Genomic DNA, 16,380 nt, shown 5'->3' with positions numbered 1-16,380 from the left:
AAGGGGCCTCGCCAAATTCATTACAACCCTGTCTACGAGGAGCTCAAAGCCAAAGAAGCGGCCAAACTACATAGTGAAAGAGGAGCCACACTCTACGCGCAAAGAAAAACGGACGTCGAGAGTGTATTTGGGCATGCCAAACAAAATCTCGGGTTTCGACGATTCCACCTTCGCGGGTTGGAAAAGGTGACGGTGGAGCTTGGTTGGCTGGGGTTGGCCCTCAATCTGAAGAAAATGGCGGGCCTTGCCCGCCATCATTCACCGAAATACCGATCCATCCAAATAAAGGGGAGTCGAGATCAAGTCAGATCTCGACTCCCCTTCTTCATTTTAAAGGCTTTTGGGACAACCTCCAAACAAGCGCTCTCCTAAACGGAAGCGCTTGTTTGGGTGTGAATATGCTCTGCAAGTGCTTGTTGCAGCTTTCTTGTTACAGGGCCGACGGACAGTGTAGCCACTACATCGCCTTTAAACGTATGGACAGGCGTAATTTCAATCGATGTGCTAGTAATGAACGCTTCCTCCGCATGAGCAAGCACTTCTTTTGGAAACGGCTCTTCCACAACATCGATCCCCATGTTCTTGGCAATCGAGATGATTTCTTGGCGTGTAATGCCATTTAAAATTAGATTGTTTGCCGGGTGTGTGTATAAAGTCTCATTGTTAACAAGAAATAAGTTAGATGAAGACCCTTCTGTGACCGCCTCATCACGGTAAAGCACCGCCTCTGCACAATCGTGGTCGCTTGCTTTCCGTTTGGCGAGGACATTGCCTAGCAAATTGATGGTTTTTATGTCACAGCGGAGCCAACGGATATCAGGCGTTACATAAACGGAAACGCCTTTTTCCTGACTTGCTTGCATCGGCTTATCAGGGAGTGCAAAGCCAGTTAAAACAGGCGTTTCTTCACGGGTATACAAATGGTTGCGAGCGCCTGCGCCCCTTGTAAATTGGACGTAAACAGAGCCATTTTCGATTTTTTCGGTGTTCTTGTAATCGTTTAGGCGGGCAGCCAACGTTTCTTTTTGATAAGGGATGCGCATGTCGAGTTTTTCTGCGCTGGCATACAACCGATCTAAATGAGCATCGAGCGCAAAATAACTTCCTTCATAAATGCGTATAACTTCATAAATGCCATCACCGAAATGGTACCCGCGGTCATTGTATGAAACATGGGCCTCTGTTTCAGGGACGATGGAGTCATTCACGATAATATGATTCATTTTTAGCCCTCGTTTCCTATATTTTCTTCTTGATGTCTCTTCTATTTTCCAAAAAGAACGCTTGTTTGTCAATGGGAGTAATGAAATTCACCCGAGATACACATTCTATAGGAAAATAAAAAGGAGCGTTTTGATGAGGCCATTTTATCCCCAACTTGTGTACTTTGAACCACAAGCACTTAATTATCCACTTGGTAAGGAATTATACGAGAAGTTTAAAAACGCAGATGTCGAAATTCGGGAGACAACGTCACACAACCAGGTACGAAACATTCCCGGGAAAAATGAAAATCAACAATACCGAAATGCCAAATCGACACTCGTAGTAGGTGTCCGAAAAACATTAAAATTCGACACATCCAAGCCATCGGCAGAGTATGCCATTCCATTGGCAACAGGGTGTATGGGGCATTGCCACTACTGTTATTTGCAAACAACGCTTGGAGATAAACCATACATCCGAACATATGTAAACCTCGATGATATTTTTTCAGCAGCTGATGATTATATGAAAGAGCGTGCGCCAGAAATCACCCGTTTTGAAGCGGCGTGCACATCCGATATTGTCGGCATCGATCATTTAACACATTCATTAAAGAAAACAATTGAATTTATTGGGGAGCGTGAACATGGCCGGCTTCGCTTTGTCACGAAGTACCACCATGTCGATCACCTCCTCGATGCCAAACATAACGGCCACACGCGTTTCCGTTTTAGTGTCAATGCTGCACATGTTATTAAGTATTTTGAACCAGGAACGTCCAATTTTTTAGAACGGATTGAAGCTGCTGAAAAAGTCGCTAAAGCGGACTATCCACTCGGCTTTGTCATCGCACCGATTATTTGGCATGAAGGCTGGGAAGAAGGTTATCTGGAATTGTTTGAACGCTTAGAGGCCAGTTTGCCTTCCTATGCAAAGAAAGATTTGACATTTGAAATGATCCAGCACCGTTTCACACAAACGGCGAAACGGGTCATAAACAAACGTTATCCGAAATCAAAGCTGGAAATGGAGGAGAAGGAGCGGAAATACAAATGGGGCCGGTATGGACGTGGAAAGTATGTTTACAAAGATGAACGGGCGGCCGAGTTGCGAGACACTCTTACTGGCTATATTGACAAGTACTTTCCACGTGCAAAAATCGAGTACTTTACGTGATCCCCCTGTCTCTTATCTCCATTTTATAGTAAGATAAGAAGTGACGGCTTTCGCCTGTTTGATTGGAGGGATTTCATGCCAACACCAAGCATGGAAGATTATTTAGAGCGGATTTATATGTTAATTGAAGAAAAGGGATATGCAAGGGTATCGGACATTGCCGAAGCGCTTGAAGTCCATCCATCGTCGGTGACGAAAATGGTTCAAAAACTGGATAAAAGCGATTATTTGGTGTATGAGCGTTATAGGGGTTTGGTTTTAACGGCAAAGGGCAATAAAATCGGCAAAAGGCTCGTTTATCGCCACGAATTGCTTGAGGATTTTATGAAAATCATTGGTGTGGACGATACCCATATTTATAAAGACGTAGAAGGGATTGAACATCATATCAGCTGGGATGCGATAGACCGGATTGGCGACCTTGTCCAATACTTCCAAGAAAACCAAACGAGAATCGACGATTTGCGGGAAATCCAAAAGCGCAACGACTTTCCCGAAGACGAGTAACGATCACAGTTTATTAACTCCATTTATAGCCCCCCACAAAAAGAAGGAAACCATCCTTCTTTTTTCACATATAGGTGATAAGGGGGTGACGAAAGTGAATGTAGATGCCGTGTTTGCAGGAGGAGGCGTTAAAGCGTTTGCCTTTGTAGGGGCAGTGGAAGCAGCGGAAGAACGCAAGCTTTCTTTTACACGGATTGCCGGTACAAGCGCAGGTGCGATTATAGCAGCGCTGCTTATGGCTGGCTATACGAGTAAAGAGCTGTATCGGCTGTTAGATCAGCTTGACGTCGTAAAAATGAAAGATGAACGGATGTCGTTTTTGCCTTTGCCTGTTGCCAAGTGGATCAATCTTTACTTTCGCCTCGGTTTATATAAAGGCGATCAGTTGGAAGCATGGCTGCAAGACGTTTTGGCGGCAAAAGGCATCCGTCGTTTTGCTGATCTTCCGAGCGGCTCATTGCGGGTGATTGTTTCCGACATTACTCAAGGACGGATGGTTGTGCTCCCAGATGATTTGCCTAAATATAAATATGACCCCGGCGCCTTTAGCGTAGCAAAGGCCATTCGCATGAGCTGTAGCATTCCGTATTTTTTTGAGCCGGTAAAGCTAAATGACAGATCCACGAAAAAAAAGACGTTTTATATGGTCGATGGTGGGTTGCTGAGCAATTTTCCGATGTGGCTTTTTAAAGACGGCAGCCAAGGAGGTTGGAGGCGGCCGGTGATTGGCTTTCAATTAGCGCCCCGGCTTGACGAGCGGCCGCCAGCGGTGATTAACAATGCTGTTGACATGTACAAAGCGCTGTTCGAAACGGTGACAAGCGCCCATGATGTTCGCTATATTAGTGAAAAGCATGCGAAAAATGTCGTCTTTATTCCAGTCGAGGACATCAAATCAACCGATTTTTCGCTAACGAATGAAGAAAAACGGCATATGATTCAACTCGGTCGAGAAAAAACAACTGCCTTTCTATCGACTTGGACACCTTAAAAACAGGAGGCTCTTTCACGAAAGAGCCTCCTGTTTTTAGCTAAACGCAATGGGCCGTTCCACTATTCCCCCAATTGACTTGGTGGATAAACATTACGCTTTTTTCTTGCGCTTCGGTTTCGTTCCTTTGCCCTCAATGACAGTTAACTGGGGACCTGACCGGCGTTTTGCTCCTTTTTTTAATGGGCTTTTTGCCTTTGTCGCTGGTTTGGCTCCGTTTTGTTTGAACACTCGTTTTTGTTCCTGCTTGTTTGCAGAACTCGTTCGTTGCGCTTTTTTTATTTGAGCGCGTGTCGGCCCGTCTTTCCGTTTCGGAAAAATACTCGTGCCGTACCGTTTTGCGATCACAAGCCGATAAATAAAGTAAATTGCCGCGATGGCGATCACCGCTTTGCCAACCATTGCAAAGAAGCTGCCAATGTTGCTGAAAATGCCAATTGCCGCCAGTGCGAGTAAGACAACAAAAATGGTTTTCATTGGGTTATTCACGTCCATGTCCCCTTTCTAAATAAAAGCTTAAAGCTTGCGCAAACACGTTCGCAAAAATAGCGTCCATCGTCTAAAGCGGTTCCATGGACATTCGGCCAAATGAGGAAGACACATGCACAAGATCGTGAACATGCAAGATGGGGAAAACGAAGTTCTGATTTTATCGCTCATTCATTTATAAGTAAAGTATAAAACGTCTATGAACAGTGAGCAAGGCAAATTGACGAAAATTGGTTTTTAAAAGTATGTACGGCAAATGCTTGTTTATACCTTTTTTTAGCAAAAACGAACAAGCGTACAAGTATTTTTTCATTTAGGGCATGCTAGCAAATGGAGGTGTGCAAGCATGTCAAGAAGAAAAGAGTTGCATCGGAAAATAAAAGAAGAAAAACAAATGAGCTTTACTACTAAAACGATGTTGATCGGGTTTTTTGGTGGGCTTATTTGGTCGTTGATCGGCTATTTCTCTTATTATTTCAATTTTACACAAGTCGGGCCTTCCTTTGTCTTATTGCCATGGGCTTTAGGAGAGTGGAAAACAGGCCACATCGGTCAAGTTGTTGGCGTAGGCGTCATTGCGATTTGCTCGATTGGGGTTGCGTTTTTGTACAAATGGATGCTGCAAAAAGTAAATAGCATCTGGCCTGGAGTTGGTTTTGGCGTATTGATATGGGTGATTGTTTTTTACATTCTTAATCCTTTTATCCCACAATTAAAACCAGTCCAATCGTACACAGTCAATACACTGGTAACAACGTTATGTCTATTTATCCTTTACGGATTGTTTATCGGCTATTCGATTGCTTATGAGTATTCGGAACAAAACGAAGCTCGCCATTAATTAGCGCCCCGTTTCCCAGTGGCAAAAATTGTGCTACAATTTGCTTATTCAAGGATGAAGCGAGGGATAGCCATGTCGATTGTAAAAGCATTGCAAGCAAAGCTAAGCGATTATGAATTGGACGGTTTGCTCATTTCCAGCAACGTTAACCGTCGCTATGTCAGCGGTTTTACCGGAACGGCTGGCGCTGTTTTACTTACGGAAACAGACGCACTGTTTTTGACCGATTTCCGTTATACTGAACAAGCAATGAAACAAGTCGTTGATTGTTCTGTAATGGAACAAAAAGGCACGCTACCACAGGAAGTTGCCGCGCAAGTGGAACGCCTCCGCATAAAGCGCCTTGGTTTTGAGAAAACACAGCTTACATATGCAGAATTTGAAACATATCAGAACTTGCTGGACAATACGAAATTGATCCCCGTTTCGCAAGTGGTTGAATCGCTTCGTGTCATTAAAACACAGGAAGAGATTGCAATTATGCAAAAAGCGGCAGCGATTGCCGATGAAGCGTTTGCCCATATCCAAGGATACATTAAACCTGGCGTAAGAGAAATAGACGTATCCAACGAGCTGGAGTTTTTTATGCGCAAAAAAGGAGCGACGTCGTCTTCATTTGATATTATTGTTGCTTCTGGCGTTCGTTCTGCTTTGCCTCATGGCGTGGCTTCTGAAAAAACGATTGAGCATGGTGAATTGGTAACGCTCGATTATGGCGCTTATTATAACGGCTATTGTTCAGACATAACACGGACGCTCGCAGTAGGGGATATATCGGATGAACTGCTAGCTATTTATGAAACGGTCCGGGTTGCTCAAGAGCGAGCTGTTGAGGGCATTAAAGCAGGCATAACTGGCAAGGAAGGCGATGCCCTTGCACGAGATTACATTGCTGAAAAAGGATATGGTCAATATTTTGGTCACTCAACAGGCCACGGGCTCGGCATGGAAGTACATGAAGGACCGAGTTTATCAACAAAATCGGACATGGTTTTGCAGCCAGGAATGGTCGTGACGGTTGAGCCTGGTGTTTATATACCTGGCGTTGGTGGTACGCGTATTGAAGACGACGTCGTCATTACAGAAAACGGGAACTCGACGCTGACCCATTCGCCGCGGACGCTCATTCATGTCGGTGTATAAAGACACAGAGCGAAAGCTGTGGTATAGTAAACAAGGCAAATTGTGCAAATGGAGGAAACGAAATGATCTCAGTGAATGATTTTAAAACGGGCTTAACCATTGAAGTCGATAATGGCATTTGGCAAGTGATGGAGTTCCAACATGTTAAACCGGGAAAAGGAGCAGCGTTTGTCCGTTCAAAACTGCGTAACTTGAGGACGGGCGCAATCCAAGAAAAAACGTTCCGTGCTGGCGAGAAAGTCGCAAAAGCGCATATTGAAAACCGCCGTATGCAATACTTGTATGCTAGCGGCGACACGCACACATTTATGGATAACGAAACGTATGAACAGCTTGAATTGCAAACAGCACAAATTGAATACGAGCTAAAATTTTTAAAAGAGAACATGGAAGTGCATGTGATCTCGTATGAAAGCGAAACACTGGGCGTAGAAGTGCCGAATACGGTCATTTTAGAAGTAGTGGAAACCGAGCCTGGAATTAAAGGCGATACAGCCTCAGGTGGTACGAAGCCGGCAACTTTAGAAACAGGCTTGACGGTTCAGGTGCCTTTCTTCGTAAACCAAGGCGATAAGCTTGTAATTGACACAAGATCGGCTTCTTACGTATCAAGAGCATAACAGAATGAAAGCGGCTTTTCCTGACTACCAAGGAAAAGCCGCTTTTTTAGCCTTCGATTTCATAGGCGAGGTGGAGCGATTCTTTTAAATACTCTGCGGCTTCATCGACATTGAACGCATCTGTCGAAAAGCGGGAGTGATAATTTTCATAAGCCTTGCGTCTTACCGTGTATAGTTGTTTTAATTCAGGCATCGTTTTTCCTTGGAGAATCGGGCGGTTGTCAATCAGCATGTGGACACGATCTTTCCAAGACTCAAATGAAAGATCCAAATGGATGACAATGCAGTTCGCAAGGCAGCGCTGGCGGATCGCTTCTTGTGTAAAAGCGCCGCCGCCAAGGGAAATAATTTTCAATTTTTCATTGCAAGCAGAAAAAACGGCTTCCTTTTCATGTTGGCGAAAAAAAGCTTCCCCATGTTTTTCGAAAATCGTGGGAATGCTCATGTTCAACTTTGCTTCGATTTCGGCGTCAATATCAATAAAATCACGGTACATTTTTTTGGCGAGCGCTTGGCCAATGCTTGTTTTGCCGACGCCCATAAACCCGACTAAAACAATGTTTTTTTCAATTAAAGGCACTTCAGTTCTCATAGGTGGCACTCTCTTTTACAATCAATTTGCTTTTAGTATAGCAAAAAAATCAGCAGCGTGGGGAGGCGTATGCCCGTTTTTACGAAACGGCAGGATGGGCTTGCGTAAAAGGAGAACATCCGTTAAATTGAAATAATGTCATTTTGATTTTATTGGCTAAAATGTTTTAGACGGGCCAATTAACTGTAGAGAAGCTTCATTCAAAGGAGAGAACTTTTTTGGCTACTAAAAAAAATCCTGTTTCGTTTCTAAAAAAGCCTTGGCTATCTTCTATTTGTGTATTTTTATTGTCACAAATAATTTTTATTATATTTGAGACGACAGGCTGGATCCCTTATAGGGATTTTGATGATGGAACGTTATATGGAAAAATCGTTGGATCTCCCATTTTTACAAAGTGGTTTGCTTTTTATGAAGAACCACATATGAATTTACTTACTATATTTTTTGGTATCTTTTTTCTAGTACCTGGAATTATAGGGGCAATAAAAAATATTTTTGTCACTGGGAAATAGTGGCTTCCACAACCGGGCGCGATTGTTGGCTAAAAGATACGGAGAGCTTTCTCTTGTATCTTTTTTTATTTTTGAGTGGTTTTGTCCGTTACATTGGAAAACCAAAAGGCAATAAAAATGTTCTTTTTGCTGAGTCTTGCTTCGGTCCGTAAATGGCTGCTATGAAACAGTCGTTTCATTTGCGAGAAAACCGTTGTTTATGAACCACTCGTTCTATTCGCATCTTCCCTCGCCTACACTCCTCGTCTGTCAAACGTTTTCTATCCGTCCGATTCATTTTGTTGGTGTTTTTAATCGTTTTATCCTGTTCTAAAACGGTCCATGCCTTTCATAGAGTGTACAAAGTGCTTGTCTTTCGAAAAGACCGAAATGGGGTGACCGGCAAATTGAATATGTTTGTTGCCATTAAATGGGCGCTTCTTGTCATGGTAGGGTTGAGGCTGCTTTCTGGCTTGATTGAAATTAGCGCTGCCTTGCTAATGCTCAAATACAACAGCATTGAACGCGCTGTAGCGATCAATGCTGTCCTTGCCATCGTCGGTCCTTCAATTTTTTTACTATCGATCGCCATTGGCTTGATTAGCGTTGCTGATAAACTGTCGCCAAGCAAATTAGTCTTTATCGCCACAGGCGTTGCCCTCATTTTAATTGGCATCCGCAAATAGGAGGATCGCTTATGCTTCGTGACTTACTGCGGCTGTTTCCCCAGCCGGTTCAATCCTTTATAGAAAGCCTTCGCACAACGGAATTGGAGGAGCTTGAAGAAATCCGGTTACGGGTGGGTCAACCGGTTGAATGTCTGTTTGCCTCCCGTTCCGTTTATTCAACCAATCCGCTATACCGATTTTCCGTTGCTGACGCTAGCTATGTTTTAAACCAACTTAGCCAGTATTCACTCTATGCGTTTGAAGAAGAATTGCAAAAAGGCTATATCACCGTAGCTGGCGGGCACCGAGTCGGCCTTGCTGGGAAAACCGTTTTGGAAAATGGCGCGGTCCAGACCATTCGTCCAGTCAGCTCTTTTAATGTGCGGATTGCCCGCCAAAAAATAGGCGCTGCAGAACAGGTAATTGACAAACTGTATGATCGACAAACACGTAGTTGGCAGAACGCGTTGCTCATTGGACCACCGCAAACTGGGAAAACAACGGTGTTGCGCGATGTAGCTCGGATCGTGAGCACAGGAAGCAAAAAAAACCACATACCCTCCTGCAAAGTCGGCATTGTCGATGAACGTTCAGAAATTGCTGGCTGTGTGGCTGGTGTGCCACAGCATGAACTCGGGGTACGGGTGGATGTTCTCGATGGTTGTCCAAAGGCAGAAGGGATGATGATGTTAATCCGCTCTATGTCGCCTGATGTTCTCATCGTCGATGAAATTGGCAGAGAAGAAGACGCAAAAGCGATTCTAGAAGCACGGCATGCAGGCGTTAGCCTTATTGCCACCGCTCACGGCCATACATTGGAAGAAGTAGCCAAGCGCCCCGTTTTTAAAGGGCTGTTTGAACAAGAGGCGTTCACTTGTGTCATTGAATTAGGGAAAAGCCCGCACCCTGGTAGCATTAAGCGAGTAAGACGCCCGCAGCAAACGAGGATCATGCGATGAAATGGTTCGGTGCTGCGCTCATTCTTTTATGCTCCACTCTTTACGGGTTAGAACAGGCGAAAAAGCTAAGAGACAGACCTCAGCAAATTCGCCAGCTTCGTGTAGCATTACAGGCGCTTGAAGCAGAAATGCTTTACGGGCAAACGCCTCTCGCTCAAGCTAGCGAAAACATTGCCAAGCAACTAGAAGGCGCAATCGGAGACATGTTTGCCTGTTTCGCCGCCAATCTTCGGGCCCGTAAGCAAACGGCAATGGACGCTTGGAGGGAAGCGTTAGAGGCTGTGTGGGAAGAAACGGCATTAAAAAGCGGAGAACGGGAAGTGCTGCATCAGTTTGGCGCTACGCTTGGAACAATGGACCGCAGCCAGCAACAAAAACAGCTAAAGCTCGCCCAAACCCATTTGGAGCGGGAGGAGCTTGAAGCGAAAGAGACACAGCTTCGCTATGAAAAAATGGCAAAAACGCTAGGCGTGCTTGCAGGGCTGTTACTGGTCATTTTATTTGTATAAAAAGCGAAAGCAGGGAGGATGAGCAGGTGGCATATGATGTGAATACGATATTCCAAATTGCCGGAATTGGCATTATCGTGGCGATGATGCATACCGTGCTTAAGCAAATGGGCAAGGAAGATTGGGCCCACTGGGTGACGCTAATCGGCTTTGTCGTTGTTTTATATATGGTTGCCACAATCATTGACGACTTGTTCCAAAAAATCCGCAGCGTGTTTTTGTTCCAGGCGTAGCCAAGGAGGTGAGCTGCGATTGAAATCGTCCAACTAGTTGGATTAGGGCTGATTGCCACATTTCTAGCACTTGTCGTAAAAGAGCAGAAACCGGCATTTGCTTTTTTGCTGACAATGTTCGTTGGCGCTTTTATTTTTCTATTCTTGATTGACGAAATTGCCGTCATGATTGAGATGATCAGCCAGCTTGCCGAAAGTGCCAACATCCATATGGTTTATTTGCAAACGATTTTAAAAATCATAGGCATTGCTTATATTACAGAATTTGGTGCACAAATTGCCAAGGATGCCGGTCAAAGCTCAATCGCTTCAAAAATTGAACTGGCAGGGAAGATTTTTATTCTTGTGCTGGCAATCCCTATCATTAAGGCTGTCATTGAAATGATTTTGTCGCTTTTGCCCATGTCGGGATAAGGAGGACAAGCGTAATGGGAAGCAAAAAAATCGCCGTTTCCTTGCTTTTCTGCATCGTTTGTTGCTTTGGCCTTCAAAGCGAGAACACGTTTGCAGAAGAAAATAACGTCCAACCGCCAGCAGAAGAGCTCGTAAACGAGCAGTTAAATATATTAAAGCTTGATGAAATCCAAGAATACTGGGAGTCCGTCTCAGAAGAGTACGGGGGCTTTCTTCCTGAAAGCCAAAAAGGGCAATTAATCGATTTTTTAAAAGGAGACAAGCAGTTTGAGCTAAAGGAATGGGGCGTCGGCCTCGTTAAATACTTGTTCCATGAATTGATCGTCAATGGAAAACTAATGGGAATGCTGCTGTTGTTAACGATTTTTTCTTATATCCTTCAATCATTTCAAACTGCATTCGAACATCAGACAGTGAGCAAAACCGCTTATGCGGTCACGCTGTTGGTATTAGCGATGATTGCAATGAATGGCTTTCATACAGCCATTACATATGCGACAGAAGCGATTAATTCGATGGTGCACTTTACAATTGCGTTGCTGCCGCTGTTGCTGGCAATGATGGCTTCCATTGGCGGCGCATCGACTTCCGCATTGTTTCATCCGATTATTATTTTTTTAGTCCATACGAGTGGGTTAATCGTCAATGCTGTCGTTTTGCCGCTTTTGTTCATTTCGGCTGTTCTTGGCATCGTCAGTACATTTAGTGACCACTATAAAGTCACACGACTAGCGAATTTATTCCGGACTGGAGCAGTTGGGCTGCTGGGCATTTGTATGACTGTCTTCCTAGGCGTCGTTTCAGTCCAAGGGACGACAACTGCCGCTGTCGACGGATTAACGTTGCGGACCGCAAAGTTTATCGCGAGCAATTTTGTGCCAGTAGTAGGACGGATGTTTACAGATGCAACGGATACTGTTGCGAGCGCTTCATTGCTTTTAAAAAATACGATCGGCATGAGTGGGCTTGTCATTCTCTTGGCTATATGCGCTTTTCCGGCGATTAAAGTGTTGTCGATTGCGTTTATTTTTCAGGTTTCGGCTGCCGTTCTACAGCCACTTGGCGACGGGGCAATCATTGATTGTTTAGGGATCATCGGCAAAGCCGTCCTATACGTGTTTGCGGCGCTTGCACTCGTCGGCTTCATGTTTTTCTTAGCAATCACATTAATGGTTGCGGCCAGCAACATCGCTTTTTTGATGAGGTGAGGAGGCGTGCAAAATCGAATTTATTAATGGGTGGGTAACGTCGATTGTGCTGTTGATTTTGCTTGCGGTCGTCCTAGAGTTGCTTTTGCCAAATACAGCGTTAAAAAACTATGTCAAACTGGTTGTTAGTTTAATGCTGCTTGTCATGATGCTCCAACCTGTGCTTTCCCTGTTTCATCAAGACCCAGAAAAATGGCTCTACAGCCTGGTAGAGCAGGCATCTCAACAAGAAAAAGCCATTGACATTGAGGAAAAAATAAATTCACAAAAAAAAGAGATAGATCAGTTCTTTGATGCATATACATCTGAACAAGTGGCTGTCCAACTAAAAGACCAAGTTGAGGAAGAGTTGGCGAGTCGTCATCAAATGTCCATTACGCACATTGCCGTGGCGGAGACAGCAGAGGAACCTGGAGTGGCAATAGAAGTCCATGTAGGTTCGTCGGAAAAACCAGAGTCCAGCTTAGGCGCGGGGAAGCCCATTGAACCTGTATCCATTGAAATCGACACAACCGACGGGCGTAGCCAGCAAAAGCCAGTTGAAAACAAGGATGAGCTTGCTCTGTTTTTGGCCGACGAATGGGGTGTTCCAGAGTCCGCAATTACATTGGTAAGAGAAGGAGGGGTGGGTGAATGAATGACAAAGAAAAAGCTGACGATTGGTTTAAAAAATGGCTACCAAAACAGCCAGATAAAAAAAAACGCAGCTTTTCGCCCAAATACATCTTACTGCTAGGCTGTCTCGGTGTAGCGTTAATGCTTTTGAGTCAATTTTTGCAACCGGAAAATGATGACGCAATGCCAACTACAAATGAGGCAGACTCGAATGAAGACGGCGAGGAGGACACAGCCCCTGTGTTTGGCCGGAAAGTCGAAGAAAATTCAATGGCTGACTATGAAATGCGCTATGAAAATCAATTGCGCGAGGCGCTGCAAGAGATAGTCGGCGTCAATAATGTCTCAATCGTTGTCAATCTCGCGGAAAGTGAAAAGCAAGTCTATGAAAAAAATGTAAAACGCGGGCGCCAAGAGACAAATGAGACAGACCGTGAAGGCGGCAGCAGACAAGTAGAGGATACGCAAGAAGAAGAAAATGTTGTAATTACCCGCAACGGCGATCAAGATGAGCCGCTTGTCATCTCGAAAGAAAAACCAGCGGTAGCAGGCGTGCTTGTTGTTGCGGAAGGAGTGGAAAATGTACAAGTAAAGGCTTGGGTAGTAGAAGCGGTGAGCCGTGTGTTAGATGTAGCGCCCCATCGCGTATCTGTTATGCCGAAGAAAATGAAGGAGGAATAAAAATGGTTCTTAAAAAGCAAACGGTTTGGCTATTGACAATGTTAAGCTTAATGTTGGTTCTTGGTGTGTACTATGCCTATCCAGGTAATCAAAACGCCGGGGATGAAGGGACAGACCCAATCGCTTCAGAAGAAGCAGGGGTGGAAGTCGAAGTAAATGAAGATGGCACGGTTGATGGTGATATGATCGCAAGCCTCTCTGGTAACGACAATTACACGGAAGCGCGTTTAAAATTGAATGAGGCACGCCACAAAGAAGCAGAGCAGTATACTCGTGAAGCATCTGCTGAAGGCAGCTCAGCTGAGGAAGCGGTAGCCGCGAACGACAAATCGATTGAAATCCTTGCCGTAGGGGACAATGAGCAAATGCTCGAATCACTCTTGCGTGCAGAAGGGTATAATGATGCGCTCGTCATGTCTGAAGCAGATAGCGTACAAATCATGGTTCAAGCTGAAAGCCTTTCAAAAGCCGAAGCCAACTCCATTATGCAGCTTGCCAAAGAGCATTTGCAAACAACGGCAGACATTTCGGTCCATTTGGACGAAATAGCAGAATAATACTAGTTATTAGCGGCTTGATGCAGCCTTTGCACAAGCTGCTTTTTTTGCAACATGCATTCCTCTTCTACACATGGTATAATACAGCAATGTATAATGAAGTAAGGAGAGATTGCAGATGGAATGGTCTGATTTAACAGAGGGAGCGAAAGCTGTCCTCGAGCAGACGCGCAATATAAAAAATGACCATATTCAAATCGTCGAATTTGAAGTTGGCTTTTCTGAAGAAATCGAAGACGAAGACGGCGACCGTGTGAGCGTGTCGATCCAAGAGGAAGACTACGAAAACTTAAAGCGTTATACCCAGGAAAATGAATACGGGGAAAAGTACCATATGGCCCGCAATAAAAATATTGTTAAGATCATTTTGCTGGAAAATGGGAAAATACCGGACAACCTCTCGGAATTTCCTGTGTTTCGGCAATACAAAAAAGACGCACAAACGACAGAAGAACAAGAGTAAGGGGGAGCACTCCCTCTTACGCCTGCAATTTTACTACATAATAAAGGATTTTTCCTCGCGAACCCCGAACGTTAGTACATGATGTATGGGACGGGTGGCGCTGAAGTGGTATGACCACTAAACGAAGCAATTGAAAAGGAGCTGCTACAAGATGTTTAAAGTTGAAGAAATTAAAAGTCTAATAGAAGCACTTGATTCCTCTTCTCTTGAGGAACTTGAACTGGAGCAAGAAAATGGCAAACTTGTATTAAAGAAAAACAATGGTCAAGTTGCAGTGCCGCTCGAACAGCCGACAGCCGCTGTACAAAAAGCGCCTGCTGCAGCGCCGGCACCAGTGGCGCAGCCGGAAGAAATAGTTGAAAGCAAAGAGCCAGAAGCCGATGCAGATGGCCGGGATTTGTTTACAGTTACGTCGCCGATGGTAGGGACGTTTTATGCTGCGCCATCTCCTGATGCTGATCCGTATGTGCGCACAGGCGATAGCGTTGAGGAAGACACGGTTGTCTGCATCGTTGAAGCAATGAAACTAATGAACCCGATTGTTGCCGATACAAAAGGGAAAATTGTGGAGATTGTGGCAGAAAACGGTGAACTTGTTGAGTATGGACAGCCGCTGATGGTTGTTGAACGGAATAAGTAGGGGCGATAACGATGATCAAACGAATTTTAATAGCAAACCGCGGCGAAATTGCCGTTCGGGTCATTCGCGCGTGTAAGGAGCTCGGCATTGAAACAGTGGCCGTTTTTTCTGAAGCAGATGCTGATTCATTACACGTCCAACTTGCAGACCAAGCATTTTGTATTGGGCCAACGGAGTCTGCCAAAAGCTACTTGAATTTCACAAACTTAATGAGCGTGGCGACATTAACGGAAACGGACGCGATTCATCCTGGCTATGGCTTTTTAGCGGAAAACGCCGATTTCGCGGAAATTTGCGCAGACTGTAACATTACCTTTATTGGTCCAAGCCCGACAGCGATAAGCCGGATGGGAACAAAAGATGTTGCGAGGGAAACAATGGCAAAAGCTGGCGTGCCAATCGTACCTGGGTCAAATGGAATTGTGGAAACAATTGAAGATGCAAAACAAATTGCCCGCGATATTGGCTACCCTGTTATTATTAAAGCAACGGCCGGTGGAGGCGGTAAAGGGATCCGTGTCGCCCGCAATGAGAAAGAATTAGAATCGGGCATAAAAGTGACACAGCAAGAAGCAGAGACGGCCTTTGGCAATCCTGGCGTTTATTTAGAAAAGTATATTGAAGATTTCAGGCATGTTGAAATCCAAGTGCTTGCCGATAACCACGGCAATGTTATCCATTTAGGCGAGCGCGATTGTTCGATTCAGCGCCGTTTGCAAAAATTGCTTGAAGAAAGCCCTTCTCCTGCAATTACAGAGGAAAAGCGTCAAGAAATGGGGCGCGCGGCCGTAGAAGCGGCAAGGGCCGTTCAATACTCTGGAGCTGGTACAGTTGAATTTATTTATGACCACAATACGGGCGATTTTTATTTCATGGAAATGAATACGCGCATTCAAGTTGAGCATCCTGTGACGGAGATGGTCACCGGTGTTGATTTGATTAAAGAACAAATCCGCATCGCAGACAATGAAAAGTTGTCGTTGACGCAAGAAGATGTCACGTATAATGGGTGGTCAATCGAATGCCGCATTAACGCTGAAAATCCAGAAAAGAACTTTATGCCATCTCCAGGAAAAATCGTTGACTACCTTGCTCCTGGTGGACTTGGGGTCCGCGTTGATTCAGCTGCTTACCCAGGCTGCGTCATCTCGCCATTTTATGACTCGATGATCGCCAAAGTAATCGTGCATGGCGCTACTCGGGAGGAGGCCATTGCCCGGATGAGACGGGCGTTGTCTGAATTTGAAATTAGCGGTGTTGATACAACGATTCCGTTCCATCTCCAGCTTCTAAACCATGAGGTGTTTGTTTCTGGCGATTTTAATACGAAGTTTGTTGAAGAACATGATGTGATGCCAGTAAAAAAATAAGCAA

General features: G+C 44.7%; 23 protein-coding genes. 20 read left to right on the top strand and 3 right to left on the bottom strand.

Features of this window, described 5'->3' with window-relative positions:
- On the top strand, nt 1-372 hold a 372-nt coding region (locus BUC05_RS06075; RefSeq protein WP_142237519.1), incomplete at its 5' end, for a transposase.
- Here BUC05_RS06075 and dat read toward each other — a convergent pair.
- Nucleotides 369-1,223: a D-amino-acid transaminase gene (dat, locus tag BUC05_RS06070; protein ID WP_011247332.1), complete on the bottom strand. Its 855-nt coding sequence runs from the start codon at nt 1,221-1,223 to the stop codon at nt 369-371. The two genes, BUC05_RS06075 and dat, sit on opposite strands and share 4 nt — an antisense overlap.
- 133 nt (nt 1,224-1,356) lie before the next feature.
- On the opposite strand from dat, the gene splB reads away from it, so the two are divergent.
- The 3 genes from splB (at nt 1,357) to BUC05_RS06055 (ending at nt 3,880) form a co-directional block, all read left to right on the top strand.
- Complete coding sequence (gene splB, locus BUC05_RS06065) at nt 1,357-2,382, top strand: spore photoproduct lyase (protein WP_011247331.1); 1,026 nt, start codon at nt 1,357-1,359, stop codon at nt 2,380-2,382.
- 75 nt (nt 2,383-2,457) lie between these two features.
- Nucleotides 2,458-2,889, top strand: a complete 432-nt coding sequence (mntR, locus tag BUC05_RS06060) for a transcriptional regulator MntR (RefSeq protein WP_011247330.1) — start codon at nt 2,458-2,460, stop codon at nt 2,887-2,889.
- A 94-nt stretch (nt 2,890-2,983) separates the two neighbouring features.
- On the top strand, nt 2,984-3,880 hold the full coding sequence (locus BUC05_RS06055; RefSeq protein WP_035201660.1) for a patatin-like phospholipase family protein: 897 nt from the start codon (nt 2,984-2,986) through the stop codon (nt 3,878-3,880).
- A gap of 93 nt (nt 3,881-3,973) precedes the next feature.
- On the opposite strand, the gene BUC05_RS06050 is transcribed toward BUC05_RS06055, so the two are convergent.
- Entirely contained in the window at nt 3,974-4,369 is a 396-nt protein-coding gene (locus BUC05_RS06050; protein ID WP_011247328.1) for a hypothetical protein, read from the bottom strand.
- A 346-nt stretch (nt 4,370-4,715) separates the two neighbouring features.
- Between BUC05_RS06050 and BUC05_RS06045 the strand changes: the two genes are divergently transcribed.
- The 3 genes from BUC05_RS06045 to efp all read left to right on the top strand — a co-directional run bounded on the left by BUC05_RS06045 (nt 4,716) and on the right by efp (nt 6,973).
- Nucleotides 4,716-5,210: a YqhR family membrane protein gene (locus BUC05_RS06045; RefSeq protein ID WP_011247327.1), complete on the top strand. Its 495-nt coding sequence runs from the start codon at nt 4,716-4,718 to the stop codon at nt 5,208-5,210.
- A gap of 72 nt (nt 5,211-5,282) precedes the next feature.
- On the top strand, nt 5,283-6,353 hold the full coding sequence (locus BUC05_RS06040) for a M24 family metallopeptidase (RefSeq protein ID WP_011247326.1): 1,071 nt from the start codon (nt 5,283-5,285) through the stop codon (nt 6,351-6,353).
- A gap of 62 nt (nt 6,354-6,415) precedes the next feature.
- Nucleotides 6,416-6,973, top strand: coding sequence for an elongation factor P (gene efp / locus BUC05_RS06035; protein ID WP_011247325.1), 558 nt, complete (start codon nt 6,416-6,418; stop codon nt 6,971-6,973).
- A gap of 46 nt (nt 6,974-7,019) precedes the next feature.
- Here the strand turns inward: efp and BUC05_RS06030 are convergent, their stop codons facing one another.
- Nucleotides 7,020-7,565 (bottom strand): shikimate kinase, encoded by a 546-nt coding sequence (locus tag BUC05_RS06030; RefSeq protein WP_011247324.1) that lies wholly within the window; start codon nt 7,563-7,565, stop codon nt 7,020-7,022.
- A 218-nt stretch (nt 7,566-7,783) separates the two neighbouring features.
- Between BUC05_RS06030 and BUC05_RS06025 the strand changes: the two genes are divergently transcribed.
- The 13 genes from BUC05_RS06025 (at nt 7,784) to accC (ending at nt 16,376) form a co-directional block, all read left to right on the top strand.
- On the top strand, nt 7,784-8,080 hold the full coding sequence (locus BUC05_RS06025; RefSeq protein ID WP_011247323.1) for a YfzA family protein: 297 nt from the start codon (nt 7,784-7,786) through the stop codon (nt 8,078-8,080).
- A 392-nt stretch (nt 8,081-8,472) separates the two neighbouring features.
- The gene (locus BUC05_RS06020; RefSeq protein WP_035201738.1) at nt 8,473-8,745 is read left to right on the top strand and encodes a YqhV family protein; all 273 of its coding nucleotides are present in this window, start codon (nt 8,473-8,475) and stop codon (nt 8,743-8,745) included.
- Nucleotides 8,746-8,756: 11 nt separating this feature from the next.
- On the top strand, nt 8,757-9,686 hold the full coding sequence (gene spoIIIAA / locus BUC05_RS06015; protein WP_073304300.1) for a stage III sporulation protein AA: 930 nt from the start codon (nt 8,757-8,759) through the stop codon (nt 9,684-9,686).
- Nucleotides 9,683-10,195 carry a stage III sporulation protein SpoIIIAB gene (gene spoIIIAB / locus BUC05_RS06010; RefSeq protein WP_011247320.1) on the top strand — a complete coding sequence of 171 codons (513 nt, stop codon included), beginning with the start codon at nt 9,683-9,685 and terminating at the stop codon, nt 10,193-10,195. Before spoIIIAA ends, spoIIIAB begins: the two co-directional genes overlap by 4 nt.
- Before the next feature lie 26 nt (nt 10,196-10,221).
- A complete protein-coding gene (spoIIIAC, locus tag BUC05_RS06005) occupies nt 10,222-10,428 on the top strand; it encodes a stage III sporulation protein AC (protein WP_011247319.1) in 207 nt (68 codons plus the stop codon).
- Between the two features lie 18 nt (nt 10,429-10,446).
- Nucleotides 10,447-10,842 (top strand): stage III sporulation protein AD, encoded by a 396-nt coding sequence (spoIIIAD, locus tag BUC05_RS06000; protein WP_073304298.1) that lies wholly within the window; start codon nt 10,447-10,449, stop codon nt 10,840-10,842.
- 14 nt (nt 10,843-10,856) lie between these two features.
- Nucleotides 10,857-12,050: a stage III sporulation protein AE gene (spoIIIAE, locus tag BUC05_RS05995; RefSeq protein WP_073304296.1), complete on the top strand. Its 1,194-nt coding sequence runs from the start codon at nt 10,857-10,859 to the stop codon at nt 12,048-12,050.
- A 46-nt stretch (nt 12,051-12,096) separates the two neighbouring features.
- Complete coding sequence (gene spoIIIAF / locus BUC05_RS05990) at nt 12,097-12,687, top strand: stage III sporulation protein AF (protein WP_063608427.1); 591 nt, start codon at nt 12,097-12,099, stop codon at nt 12,685-12,687.
- Entirely contained in the window at nt 12,684-13,346 is a 663-nt protein-coding gene (gene spoIIIAG, locus BUC05_RS05985; RefSeq protein ID WP_011247315.1) for a stage III sporulation protein AG, read from the top strand. Before spoIIIAF ends, spoIIIAG begins: the two co-directional genes overlap by 4 nt.
- Nucleotides 13,347-13,348: 2 nt before the next feature.
- On the top strand, nt 13,349-13,903 hold the full coding sequence (locus tag BUC05_RS05980) for a SpoIIIAH-like family protein (protein ID WP_011247314.1): 555 nt from the start codon (nt 13,349-13,351) through the stop codon (nt 13,901-13,903).
- 118 nt (nt 13,904-14,021) lie between these two features.
- Nucleotides 14,022-14,366: a hypothetical protein gene (locus BUC05_RS05975; RefSeq protein WP_011247313.1), complete on the top strand. Its 345-nt coding sequence runs from the start codon at nt 14,022-14,024 to the stop codon at nt 14,364-14,366.
- A 151-nt stretch (nt 14,367-14,517) separates the two neighbouring features.
- Nucleotides 14,518-15,006, top strand: coding sequence for an acetyl-CoA carboxylase biotin carboxyl carrier protein (gene accB, locus BUC05_RS05970; protein ID WP_011247312.1), 489 nt, complete (start codon nt 14,518-14,520; stop codon nt 15,004-15,006).
- A gap of 11 nt (nt 15,007-15,017) precedes the next feature.
- Nucleotides 15,018-16,376, top strand: a complete 1,359-nt coding sequence (gene accC / locus BUC05_RS05965; RefSeq protein ID WP_035201653.1) for an acetyl-CoA carboxylase biotin carboxylase subunit — start codon at nt 15,018-15,020, stop codon at nt 16,374-16,376.
- The last annotated feature ends 4 nt before the right edge of the window (nt 16,377-16,380 follow it).

It is taken from the genome of Shouchella rhizosphaerae (genome assembly GCF_900142675.1).
In the GTDB taxonomy this organism is placed as follows: domain Bacteria; phylum Bacillota; class Bacilli; order Bacillales; family Bacillaceae_D; genus Shouchella; species Shouchella rhizosphaerae.
The sequence above is the reverse complement of the archived record's forward strand: the minus strand, read 5'-3'. Positions and strand labels throughout refer to the sequence as shown.